At 63.5% G+C, this 12313-nt stretch carries 8 protein-coding genes and 3 pseudogenes; 6 read left to right on the top strand and 5 right to left on the bottom strand.

Going from position 1 to position 12313, the window contains the following annotated elements; all coding sequences use genetic code 11:
• Positions 1–105: 105 nt before the first annotated feature.
• The 4 genes from PD885_RS16670 (at position 106) to PD885_RS16655 (ending at position 4393) form a co-directional block, all read left to right on the top strand.
• Positions 106–807 carry a response regulator gene (locus tag PD885_RS16670; protein WP_002804855.1) on the top strand — a complete coding sequence of 234 codons (702 nt, stop codon included), beginning with the start codon at positions 106–108 and terminating at the stop codon, positions 805–807.
• On the top strand, positions 800–2185 hold the full coding sequence (locus PD885_RS16665; RefSeq protein WP_002804857.1) for a sensor histidine kinase: 1386 nt from the start codon (positions 800–802) through the stop codon (positions 2183–2185). The genes PD885_RS16670 and PD885_RS16665 overlap by 8 nt, the downstream gene beginning before the upstream one ends.
• A complete protein-coding gene (locus tag PD885_RS16660) occupies positions 2185–3234 on the top strand; it encodes an ABC transporter substrate-binding protein (protein WP_040762417.1) in 1050 nt (349 codons plus the stop codon). Before PD885_RS16665 ends, PD885_RS16660 begins: the two co-directional genes overlap by 1 nt.
• Positions 3235–3754: 520 nt before the next feature.
• Positions 3755–4393, top strand: coding sequence for a response regulator (locus PD885_RS16655; protein ID WP_002804860.1), 639 nt, complete (start codon positions 3755–3757; stop codon positions 4391–4393).
• 180 nt (positions 4394–4573) lie between these two features.
• Here the strand turns inward: PD885_RS16655 and PD885_RS16650 are convergent, their stop codons facing one another.
• Positions 4574–5317, bottom strand: coding sequence for a DUF1460 domain-containing protein (locus tag PD885_RS16650; protein ID WP_231892713.1), 744 nt, complete (start codon positions 5315–5317; stop codon positions 4574–4576).
• A gap of 81 nt (positions 5318–5398) precedes the next feature.
• Here PD885_RS16650 and PD885_RS16645 point away from each other — a divergent pair.
• Positions 5399–5641: pseudogene (locus PD885_RS16645) on the top strand (transposase); the annotation flags it as partial.
• A gap of 22 nt (positions 5642–5663) precedes the next feature.
• Here the strand turns inward: PD885_RS16645 and PD885_RS16640 are convergent.
• The 3 genes and pseudogenes from PD885_RS16640 to PD885_RS16635 all read right to left on the bottom strand — a co-directional run bounded on the left by PD885_RS16640 (position 5664) and on the right by PD885_RS16635 (position 8413).
• A complete protein-coding gene (locus tag PD885_RS16640) occupies positions 5664–6959 on the bottom strand; it encodes an IS5 family transposase (protein ID WP_231895780.1) in 1296 nt (431 codons plus the stop codon).
• Positions 6960–7088, bottom strand: a complete 129-nt coding sequence (locus tag PD885_RS22450; protein ID WP_276526628.1) for a hypothetical protein — start codon at positions 7086–7088, stop codon at positions 6960–6962.
• A 199-nt stretch (positions 7089–7287) separates the two neighbouring features.
• Positions 7288–8413, bottom strand: a pseudogene (locus PD885_RS16635) (IS3 family transposase).
• Positions 8414–8479: 66 nt separating this feature from the next.
• On the opposite strand from PD885_RS16635, the pseudogene PD885_RS16630 reads away from it, so the two are divergent.
• Positions 8480–9283, top strand: a pseudogene (locus PD885_RS16630) (IS3 family transposase); the annotation flags it as partial.
• A 179-nt stretch (positions 9284–9462) separates the two neighbouring features.
• Here the strand turns inward: PD885_RS16630 and PD885_RS16625 are convergent.
• Positions 9463–12108, bottom strand: a complete 2646-nt coding sequence (locus tag PD885_RS16625; protein WP_002804864.1) for a hybrid sensor histidine kinase/response regulator — start codon at positions 12106–12108, stop codon at positions 9463–9465.
• Positions 12109–12313: the final 205 nt, after the last annotated feature.

Here is a 12313-nt window from a genome sequence, read left to right as displayed (position 1 = left end):
GGATTCGCAAGCGCATAAAGAAGCTTTTGTTTGCGCGGCCTGTTACCTTCCGGCCGCAAGGAACCGTTGTAGCAAATCCCCAATCCCGACTCCCCGATCCCGTCCATGCGCCTGCTGCTTGTAGAAGACAACGCCGACCTCGCCGATGCCATCGTACGGCGTATGCGCCGTAGCGGGCATGCGGTGGATTGGCAGTCCGATGGCTTGGCGGCGGCGAGCGTGTTGCGCTATCAGAGCTTCGATCTGGTGGTGCTGGATATTGGTTTGCCCAAGCTGAATGGCTTGCGTGTGCTGGCCGGGATGCGCGAGCGTGGCGACACCACGCCGGTGCTGATGCTGACGGCGCGCGATGGTATCGAGGACCGCGTACAGGCATTGGATGTCGGTGCGGACGATTACCTGGGTAAGCCGTTCGACTTTCGCGAGTTGGAGGCGCGTTGCCGCGTGCTGCTACGGCGCAATCGCGGCCAGGCCAGCGAGGTGGTGCAGATCGGTGGCTTCGTGTTCGACAACGCCGCACACACGCTGATGCTGGAGGGCGCGCCGATCGAACTGCCCAATCGCGAATATCGGCTGTTCGAAATCCTGATCGGTCGTCTGGGTCACGTGGTGGGCAAGGACGAGATCGGCAACGGATTGTTCGGCTTCGACGACGATGCCGGGCCCAATGCCATCGAGCTGTATGTTGGGCGGCTACGTCGCAAGTTGGCAGGTGCGCCGTTGCGCATCGTCACGGTACGCGGTGCTGGCTACAAGCTCGAAGAAGCCGACCCGCATGCACCGGTGGAGCCAAGTGTCGATGGCTGAGACGCTGACGGTGGCGCCGTCGATCCGGCGCACCTTGCTGCTGTATCTGGGCAGTTTGTCGCTGCTGGGCGCAGTGGTGCTGTTCTTTGCCGCGCGCAATTACGGCGCGCGTGCGGCCAATCGCTCCTACGATCATCTGCTGGTGTCCTCGGCGCTGTCCATCGTCGACAGCGTGGCGTTGGTCGGTGGCGACTGGCAGGTGGATCTGCCGTACGCTTCGCTGGATCTGCTCGGCATGGCACCGGAGGATCGCGTGTTCTATCGCGTGTTCGATGCGCAGGGGCACACCATCACCGGCGAAGACAATCTGCCGCTGCCACCACGCTCGCTCCGCGATGAGCGCCCGTTGTTGTTCGATGCGCAGTACAGCGGCGAGCCGGTGCGTTTTGCGGTGGTGATGCACCGGGTGGCATCGGCGTCCGGGCAGGGCGAGGTGCGGGTGCAGGTAGGCCAGACCCGGCGTGCGCGCGATGCGGTGGCGCGCGATGTGGTGCTCAATGCGTTGGTGGCGATCGGCGTGCTGTCGCTGCTTGCGCTGGGTCTGGTGTGGCTGGGTGTGTATCGCGCCCTGCGTCCATTGCAGCGTATCGAGCGCGATCTGTCGCGGCGCGAGCCGTCTGATCTCAAACCGCTCAGCGTGCCGGCACCGCAGGAAATGCAGTTGATGGTTACCGCACTCAACCGTTTCATGGCGCGGCTGTCGTCCAGCAACGATACCTTGCGCGCATTTATGGCCGATGCCGCGCACCAGATGCGCACGCCGCTGGCGGCCTTGCGTGCGCAGGCGCAGCTGGCGATGGACGACGACGACCCGCGCGACATGCAACGCAGCCTGGTGGCGATCGAGCGCAACGCCAGCCATATGAGCCGGCTGCTCAACCAATTGCTCAGCGATGCCAGCGTGATCCATCTCGCCAATCTTCAGCGCTTCGCCACCGTGGATCTTGCCGAGGTGTTGCACCAGGCCTTGCACGAAGCGCTGCCACGCGGCGATGGCGCGCCACGCGTGCAACTGGCGATCGACCCGCAACCGGCGCTGCTGCGCGGCGATGCGTTGCTGCTGCGCGAGGCGCTGAAGAACCTGATCGACAACGCCTGCAAATACAGCGCCGGTGCACCGCTGCAGGTGGCGCTCACCAGCGATGGGAGCCATCACGTGCTGACCATCGCCGATCACGGCCCGGGCATTCCGGCAGCCGAAGCCGAACGCGTGTTCGAGCGCTTCGTGCGTGGGCCCGATGCTCCGGCCGGTGGCGCAGGGCTGGGGCTTGCCATCGTCAAGCGCGTGGTCGAAGCGCATGGGGGGCACATCGATCTGGCCAACCGCATCGGCGGCGGGCTGATCGCCGCGCTGCATTTTCCAGGAGGTGCCACGTGATGCGTCTGGTGTGCGCGATGCTCTTGCTACTGGCCCACAGCGTTGTTCACGCCGCACCCGGCAATGTGCGGCGCTTTCCCGCGCAGGGCCCGCTGCGGGCGCAATTGCGCGTGCAAGGCTCTACCGATCTGGAAGTGTTCGGTGCGGTCATCCAGGACTACCAGCGCCTGCATCCGGGTACCGAGGTGATTTACGAAGACGTGATCGCCTGGGACATTTATGACCACTATCTGCATCCAGGCGCAGGCACGCATGCTGCGGACATGTTTATCAGCGCCGGTATGGATCTGCAGACCAAACTGGTGAATGACGGTTACGCGCTCGCGCATCGCTCGGCACAGACCGAAGCGCTGCCTGCCTGGGCGCAATGGCGGCACGAAGTGTTCGGCATCAGCTACGAGCCGGTGGCCATCGTCTACAACACGCGCAAGTTGGATGCCGCACGCGTGCCACGCACGCGTCGCCAATTGCTGGCCTTGTTGCGCGCGCCCGACGCACCGTTGCGCGGGCGAGTGGGCACCTACGACGTCGAACGCAGCGGAGTGGGCTATCTGTTCGCCACCCAGGACGGGCAGGTGGGCAGCATCGCCGGCGCGCTGCTGGCTGCGTTGGGGGCAAACCACGTCGCACTGGAAGAGCGTACCGGCACCTTGCTCGACCGCGTCAGCCGCGGCGAGCTGTTGTTGGCCTACAACGTGCTCGGCTCGTATGCGCAGGCGCGCATCGATGCTGGCGCAGCGCTGGGTATCGTGCAGCCGCAGGACTACACGCTGGTGGCGCTGCGTACTGCGGTGATCCCCAAGACTGCGCCACATGCGCCCGAAGCACGCAGATTTCTCGACTATCTGCTGTCGCCACGCGGCCAGCAGGTGCTCTCGCGCGAGGCGCGGCTGATGCCGATCCTGCCAGCCGCCGGTGGACGTGGCGACTCGGCGCAGCCACCGTTCCGCCCGATTCCACTCGGCCCCGGCCTGCTGGTGTATCTGGACAAACTCAAGCGCCGCCAGTTTCTGGAAGCCTGGCGGGCGAGTACGCAGCCGCCGCGTTAGCGGACTTTCAAACGACGCCCCGCAGATACGCGACACGATCGACTCAGAGTGAAGAGACATCGTGCAGCTGATGTTTGGTGACGTTGAGCGATCAGGCAGGGAATGCGCGTTTCACGCGCCGATGTGGGCGACAGCGGTGCGTACAAACGCAAATGACTTGAGTCCTGCGAGGCCAGATTTTTCATTGCCGTTAAATTCTCGACGGCTCAAGCCATAGGCAACAACGGTGTGTGTGTCGCCGAGAGCAACGTTGCTAACACTCAAAACCAGCGTGCGAGTGAAGGTGGCACACACAGCCGCCGGCACAAGTGCTTGATCGCCATGCCAGCTTCGCCCTCGCGCAAGTTAGGCCTTGCGGCGATGGGTCTGCAATTCCGCCAGCGGGTCCCGACGGTGCGCAGGTCGGCGGTCTTCCCAAACGCGCCAGCATCCGGCGCGCCCATGCAGCACCTGCTGCTTGGCGTCATCTAGTCGCACATGGATGCGATAAACCGACACAGCCATGTGCCAGACTTGGCGCATGGCCGCTCTCACCATTCTCGTCGCCGACGACCACCCGCTGTTCCGTGCCGCCGTGATCCACGTGCTGCAGCACACCCTTCCGCAGGCCAATGTGGTTGAGGCTTCCAGCGCCGCCACGTTGAGCGCGATGCTGCGGTCGCATCCCCAGGCCGAGCTGGTGCTGCTGGATCTGGCCATGCCGGGTGCACGCGGCTTCTCGGCGCTGCTGCATGTGCGTGGCGAGCACCCGGACATTCCGGTGGTGGTGATCTCCTCCAACGATCACCCACGCGTGATCCGTCGTGCGCAGCAGTTCGGCGCGGCCGGCTTCATTCCCAAATCCACGCCGGCCGAATCGATCGGCACCGCGGTGGCCAGTGTGCTGGATGGTGGTACTTGGTTCCCGCCGATGACCGCCGAGCGCTCGGAGGCCGATGCGCAACTGGCGGCCAGGCTCGCCCAGCTCACCCCGCAACAATTTCGCGTGCTGCTGAGCCTGGCCGATGGCCTGCTCAACAAGCAGATCGCGCACGAACTGGGCCTTGCCGAAAACACCGTCAAGGTCCACGTCACCGCGATCCTGAAAAAGCTCGACTGCTACAGCCGCACGCAAGCGGCGGTGCTGGTCAAGGCGCTGGAGCCAGAAGGCGAGGTCTGATCGATCCCGTCCAGTGTGCGCCGCGTATCGCGGTCGGCAGCAGTGCAGCTGGGTAGCGACCGCATGCGGCCCCGTGCAGGGGTGCGATGCGAACCGGTGAATCAGGAGCTGCAATCAGTCAGACTGTTTTCGAAGGCTACCACGACCCGCCGACAGCTTGCCGCGATTTTCCAGCCGCTCTTATTGCTTGGCCCTATAGATGATGATGCCGGGTGCCCGTGCGAGGTATTCCATAAGTGGTGAGTCCACGACTTTTTGGTTTTCCGCCTGCGATGAGGCATTGCGCAACATCGGACCCCTGTTGGTCCTGACGAAAAAGCCGACATGGGTGACATCCAGCCCAGTTTCGTGCGTGTAGATGCCAATGTAGTCGCCGGTGCGAAGCTGTCGGACGACGTTACGGCCGATGTGTTCGGTGGGGATGTAGGTGATGGTCCTCTGCACGACCGGCAACCCGGGCAGATAATTGCCGCCGTCTGCCTTCAAGTTGAGCATTTTGACCACACTGACCGCATCGGGGCTGATTGTTGCGGTGATGTCGTTGGCGAGTTCGTATGGTCGGTTGACCCAATCCGAAAACAAATGCTTGCGATACGTAAAGCCGACGATGCTGTTGACGTAGCGGGTGAGTATCAGTCGACTGATGAAATCTTGCTGGGAATACGCGCTGCGTGCAGCTTCGACGTAGTCCAGATAGGTGAAGCAATCCAGACCGGTGAAGTCGATGATCAGTTTCTCCGGCGTCGTGGCCGAACCCTGCAACATATGGCTTCGGTAAGGCGTGTCGAGAAATTCTGCAGAAATCACGTCGATCAGATGCCCTGCGCTCAGGCCGCGATGCTTTGAGACCTGGTTCAGCACGTTGTTCAACCTATTGACCGTATAGGGATCCATGTCGGCGCGGACCGGCCCGGAGGGCTGCACGGAGTCGGCAGGCGTTGCTGATACGCCCAGGGTTTCCTAGACATCTCAAGGCCATCGAAAATGGTCGATTCGGAGGTGTCTATGAGCAGCAAGCGGTATACGGATGAATTCAAGATCGAGGCGGTCCGGCAAGTGACCAATCGTGGTTTCAAGGTGGCAGAAGTCGCGGAGCGACTGGGTGTCACCACGCACAGCCTCTACGCCTGGCTGCGCAAGTTCGGCAAGCCTGGCGTGGTGCAGCGCGCCGAGGTGGACCAGAGCGCCGAGGTTCGGCGGCTGAAGGCAGAGTTGCGTCGAGTGACCGAGGAGCGCGACATCCTAAAAAGTCGTCCCTGAAAAATCCCCTTCAAGCGCCAAGTGCCGTCGGTGACAGCGGCGCGGTACTCAAGGATGACCATCCCATCGCCCGCATCCAGGTACGCAAAAACGCGATCCAGCGCAGCAGCCAGCGCAGGTTGTAGCCGGCCGCGCAGCCGAGCACGTGCAGCGCATCGCCTTGGGCACCTTTCAGCCTGCAGCGACGCAACCGGCAGTCGTCTTTCAGATGTCCGATCACCGGCTCCACCGCCTGCCGTCGCTTGATCCAGCGCCATTGCCGTCGCGTCAGCGTCTTGGCCTTGCCGCGATGCAGGACCTGCACGCCATCGACTTCGCGCCCGCGATCGCCCAGGTCCACGATCGCCACCGTCGGTTCTACGCTCACATCCTGCAGCAACCCGCGTGTCTGCTCCAGCTGCTCGGCCAAGGTATCGCCGTCGTACGGGTTGCCCGGGAAGCTGCGCGCACCCACGACCAATCCCTTGCAGGCGGTGACCGCAATGCCGACCTTGACGCCGAATTCGTACGCTTGACGCGCCTTGCCCTTGCCGATGCATTCCACTTCCGGGGCATGCAATGCGTAGGGTTTTTGTTTGTCCTTCGGACGCTGCGTGCACAGCCGTTGCGCACGTTCCAGCCAGACAGCGATGCGCTCGCGCACGCCGGTGTTTACCTGATCGAGTTTGCGTTGGATGTCGCGCACGAGCCGTCCCAGCACTGTGCGTTGACGTCGCAGGACGCGCCGCATCCGCTTGAACTGGCGCGCATGCGCATACCGACCTGCCTTGCGGCTCAGGGCCGGGCCTTGCCGCGCGTAGCTCTGCCGCAATCCGATGCTGTGCCGCTTGGCCAGTAACACCAGCTTCTTGCGTGCCACCTCCAGCAAACGGCTGTCGGTCGGATAGGCGATCGCCTTTTCCTGCACCGTGGTGTCCACGATCACCCGCGACAACTCGCGTGCGTCCACCGCCTGCATCGCGTGCGCGGCGTTGATGGTGTGCGCCAGCAGCTCTTCCATCCCGGCCTCACCCAGGCGCTGCCGCCAGCGCGTCAGCGAGCTGGCATCGCACGGCAAACGCGTCTGGAACACGACCTCGCCGGTGAAGAACTGCCAGTACGGATTCTCCAGCCAGCGCTCGCACACCGCTTCATCGGACAGGTCGTAAGCGTGTTTGAGGTAGAGCAAACCGGCAATCAGCCGCACCGGCAATGCCGGCCGACCGCCACCGGCCTGGGTGGCCGGCAAGCGCGATGAAAGTGCTTGCTCCAACGCCGTCCACGGCATCCGTTGGCTCAGCCGCGCCAGCGGATGACGCAGATCGATCTAGTTCTCCAGCCGCGAACGAAACAACTCGTCGGCGGGTCTGTCTTCGGCAGCAGGACGGCGTGTACGCATGGGCGCAAATTGCAAGAAACCAGCCTTCAGCGTAGCGAACACTGGTAGTTTTGGCACGCCGGTGCAGACATCAAGGCCTTGCGGTCGTTGGGTGGTTGGGGTTTTTCAGGGGCGACTAAAAAGGCCGCCGCGTACTTTGCCAAGGGGTAAGGGCAAAGTACGCCTTCATGCAAGCCCACTGTGGGGAATTCAGGGTGTGTGCGATGTGCCGGGTATTGCGGGACCGACGTCCCCCCGCCCTGAGTAGCGGCCGGGTTTAGAGTCCGGGCCTGATGATATCGGTGTTTGTCAGATGTTGGGCATAAGCGGCCGGCGTCATGCCGCCGATTGCTTTCTTGGGTCGGTCCTCGTTGTATTCGCGTCGCCAGCGTTCGATCTCGGTGCGCGCGTGCAGCAGTGTTGGGAACCAGTGCTCGTTGAGGCATTCGTCGCGTAGTCGGCCGTTGAACGATTCGACGTAGGCGTTCTGGTTCGGTTTGCCCGGCTGGATGAGCCGTAGCTGCACACCACGGGCGTGCGCCCAGGCGACCATCGCCCTGCCGCAAAACTCCTTGCTGTTGTGCCCCGAGGGCAGGCTTCGCGCTCGGTGCGGATCACCTGCGGCAGGCCACGGCTGTGTGCCAGTCGGTCCAGCACGCGCGCAACGCCGTGTCCCGAGATCGCGCGCTCCACGTCGATGGCGACCGCTTCGTGGGTTGCGTCGTCCACGATCACCAGACACTTGATCACCCGACCTTCCACAGTGCGGTCGAACACGAAGTCCATCGACCACACCTGGTTGGCCTGCAATGGCCGCAACAATGGTTGGCGCTCGCCCACCGGCACCTTCTTGCGCCTGCGGCGCCGGACCTGCAACTGCTGTTCGCGGTACAACCGCTCCACACGCTTGTAGTTCACGACGCGTCCTTCCTGACGAAGTTTGAGATAGATCATCCCCACGCCATAGCGGCGATGGCGATGCGCCAGCGCAAGAATGCGCTCGCGTAGCTCAACGTTGCGGTCTTCGCACGGGCGATAGCGCAGCGCACTGGCGCTCATGCCGATCGCCGCCAAGGCGCGACGCTCGCTGGCACCGCACCCGATCCACTCGCGCACCAGCGCACGACGCGCCGGTGCGCTCACCACTTTTTTCGCAGCGCATCCTTGATCAGGTCGTTCTCGAACAGCTGCTCGGCCAGCAACTTCTTCAGCCGCGCGTTTTCGGACTCAAGGTCCTTGAGTCGCTTGGCATCGGGCACGCTCATCCCGCCGAACTTGCTGCGCCACAGGGAGTACGAGGCCTCACTGAAGCCATGGCGCCGGCACAGGTCTTTGATCGCCACGCCTGCTTCGGCTTCGCGCAGGAAGCCAATTATCTGCTCTTCGGTAAAACGCTTCTTCACGTCCAATCTCCTCGGGGTAGGGAATTGGACTCCAAACTGAGGCGCTACTCAAAATTGGGGGGACGTCGGGTCAACCGGTCGGGCTATTACGCCTGGTTGTGCTCGCCCAACAGTGAGCGCGCCAAGGAAGATGAGCGCTTGCTTGGACTGATCAAGCACCACTGGCTGGCCAGCGGCAGTGTCTATGGGCATCGCAAGATCACCAGGGATCTGCGCGATCTGGGTGAGCGTTGCAGTCGCCATCGGGTGCATCGGCTGATGCGCACCGAGGGACTGCGTGCCCAGGTGGGCTATGGTCGCAAACCGCGCTTCCATGGAGGAATGCAGTGCAAGGCGGCGGCCAACCTGCTTGACCGACAGTTCGACGTGACTGAGCCGGACACGGCCTGGGCGAGCGATTTCACCTTCATCCGCACGCATGAAGGCTGGATGTACCTGGCTGTTGTGATCGATCTGTTTTCCCGGCAGGTCGTCGGCTGGGCGATGCGCGATCGGGCCGACACCGAGTTGGTCGTGCAGGCCTTGTTGTCTGCGGTGTGGCGGCGCAAACCCAACGCTGGTTGCCTGGTTCATTCGGACCAAGGGTCTGTCTACACCAGCGATGACTGGCGCAGTTTCCTGGCGTCCCATGGCGTGGTGTGCAGCATGAGTCGGCGTGGCAACTGCCACGACAACGCACCCGTGGAGAGCTTCTTCGGCCTGCTCAAACGCGAGCGGATCAGGCGGCGGATCTATCCCACCAAGGACGCCGCTCGCGCCGAGGTATTCGACTACATCGAAATGTTCTACAACCCCAACCGCCGCCACGGTTCAACTGGCGACCTGTCCCCTGTAGAGTTTGAACGGCGCTACGCGCAACGAGGGTCTTGAGTGTCTACGGAACCCTGGGCGTATCACCTGCGCGGTAAAGCCTAACGCGCAGGCTGCAACCGGCAACAAGATCAAAATCAGATAGGTGTGTTTGAACATGGTAACTCCCATTTTTCGGGGGGAGAAAAATCGGCCAACCGCTTTCATCGCGATCCTGACAGCACGCGCAGCCTGCCGCATCACCTACGCCACAGCAGCATCTGCGTTATTAGCGCACGTAGTGCGGGTGGGCGGACCGGCTTGGACAAAAAGCCCCATCCCAATTCCTGTGCGTGTACGCGCAAGGCCGGATCGGGCTCCGCAGTCACCAGGATGATGCGGGGCTCGCGCTGCCAGCGTTCCATCAGCTGCGGCAGCAGCATGGGGCCGTAGTGCTCGCCCATGCGCACATCCAGCAAAAGCAATTCCGGCACGTCGTCGGCGTTGGCGCTGACCAATGCATCGTCGGGGCCGCCAGCGAAATCCACGCGGCATTCCCAGCGTTCCAGCAGCGCGCGGGTGGCCTCGCAGACACGCGGGTCGTCGTCCACACACCACACCCGGCAACCGTGCAGGATGGGGTCGTTGCCGTGCTCTGCATTGGTGGCAGGCGGCGGCAACCGCGCAGCGATCGCGGCGCGTTCGCCCAGCGGCACGGTGACCGAAAACACGCTGCCGCCACCCAGGGTAGAGCGCAGGCCGATGCGGTGGCCGAGCAAGCGGCCGATGCGTTCGACGATGGCCAGTCCCAGGCCTGCGCCGCGATCGTTGGCCACACCGTCGTCCAGGCGGCGGAATTCCTCGAAGATTTCATGTTGCAAGGCGTCGGGAATGCCGGGTCCTTGGTCGTGCACTTCGATACGCAGCCAGCCACCGCGGCGACGGCAGCCGATCAGTACGCGCCCACGCGGCGTGTAGCGAATGGCGTTAGACAGAAAGTTCTGCAGGATGCGACGCAGCAGATTTTCATCGCTCAGCACCACTGCGGAGGTCGGCACCCAATCCAGCACCAGGCCGCGGTCTTCGGCGAGGATGCCGAACTCGCGCGCCAACGTTTCCAGCAACGGGGAGATTGCGAAATCGCGCACCTGCGTTTTCAGGCTGCCGGCTTCCAGGCGCGAGATGTCCAGCAGGCTGTTGAGGATGGCGTCCTGCGCAGCCAGCGCACTTTCGATGTTGTCTACCACGCGTGCGCTGCCCGCTTCATGCACGTGCCCACGCAACACGGAGACGAACATGCGTGCGGCGTTGAGCGGCTGCAGCAGATCGTGCACGGCCGAGGCGACGAAGCGGGTCTTGTAGCGGTTGGCGCTTTCTGCTTCGCGCTTGGCCGCGGCCAGATCGCGGGTGCGTTCGGCGACGCGATGTTCCAATGCGTCGGCCAATGAGCGCAGTTCGCGTGCGGCGTTCTTGTAGCTGGTGATGTCGGCGTAGCTGGTGACGAATCCGCCATCGGGCAGCGGATTGCCACGGATTTCCAGCACCGTGCCGTCTTCTTTCTCGCTTTCGCGCATATGCGGTTTGCCGCTACGCAGATGGTTGAGACGGCGTTCGATGGCCGCTTCGATCGGCCCCGGCCCGAGCAGGCCGCGGCGTGCATTGAAGCGGAACAGATCCTCGATCGGGCGGCCGATCTTGAGCAGCTCGGGCGGGAAGCGGAACAGCTCCACATAGCGCGAATTCCACGCCACCAGATTGAGCGCATCGTCGATCACCACCACGCCTTGCGGCAGATGTTCCAGGCTGCGGCTCAGGCCGGAATTGGCCTGTTGCGCGGCGGTGACCACCCGGTCCTGTGCAGTGCGCAGTTCTTCGGCGTGTTGTTGCAACAAGGTTTCCAGTTCATGCCGGCTGCGCTGGCGCAACGCCGACAGCCGCCGCTGCTGCTGCACGAACAACCACAACAAGGCCAGCGCCAACCAGGCACCTGCAGCGGCAATCGCGGCGGCGCGCCCGGCGGCGACACTGGCGCGGGTGTCGTGCAACAGATGCAGGCGCCAGCCGCTTTCCGGCACGTCCAGGGTCTGCCACAGCACAGGCGCGCTGAGCGGCGGGTCGCGGATTTCGGCCAGCACACCGCCGAAGCCGGTCTGCTCGATCAGCCGACGCCGCAGCGGCAGCAAGCCCTGATCGGCGTACTGACGTGTGCTCTGCAATTCGCTGCGATCGCGTTGGTTCAGCGGGGCGAGCATGCGGTAGCGCCACCCGGGGCGGCTGGCCAGAAACACCACATCGTGCGCATCGGAAGCCAGCACGATATCCGGTGTCTGCAGCCATTCGCGCTCCAGTGCAGCCAGCGCGATCTTGATCACCACCACGCCTTGCACCTTGCCTGCGGAATCGGCGATGGCCTGCGACAGGAAATAGCCCGGCTCGCTTGTGGTCATGCCGATGCCGTAGAAACTGCCGCTGCCGGTGGCCAACGCCTGCTGATAATACGGACGGAATGCGTAGTCCACCCCCACGTTGCTGCGTGCGGCCTGCCAGTTGCTGGCCGCCAATGCAATGCCATCGTGGTTGATCAGTGTCAGCGTGGAGGACTGAGTGACGTTGTTGGCACGCTTCAGTTTGCGATTGAGCTGTTCCACCTGCTCGGGCGACAACGGGACCGAGACCGCAGCGCGTAGCTCCGGGTCCAGCGCTAGAATCTGCGGCAGCGTGCGATAGCGATCGATGCGCTGCTGCAGCGCCTGCGCATACAAGCGTAGCTGACGCCGCACGGTGGCGCTTTCGTCGTGCAAGGCACTTTGTTCGACGAAGTGCCCGGCCGCGAGCATGGCCACGAACATTCCGCCCAGCACTATTGTCGAGGTGAGCAGCAGGCGGCGGCGTTGCGAGGCGTACATATCGACAAGTATGGCGGTCTGCCCCGGCATCGCGCAGCTCTCGGCTTGCCAACCATCGCATCAGTCATCACAGACAACCGCCACAAACGACTGCGGCCGCACTCTCAGCGAGGATGCGGCCGCATGGGCACACGCGCTGGTGTGCGTTACCACGTTGCAGCGGGCGCAGACACTGGGCGGCGTCAGCCGCGCAGTGCATCGCCAT

The organism is Xanthomonas fragariae (assembly GCF_900183975.1).
Taxonomy (GTDB): domain Bacteria; phylum Pseudomonadota; class Gammaproteobacteria; order Xanthomonadales; family Xanthomonadaceae; genus Xanthomonas; species Xanthomonas fragariae.
Note: the sequence above shows the minus strand (reverse complement) of the source record. Positions and strands in the feature narration are given on the sequence as shown.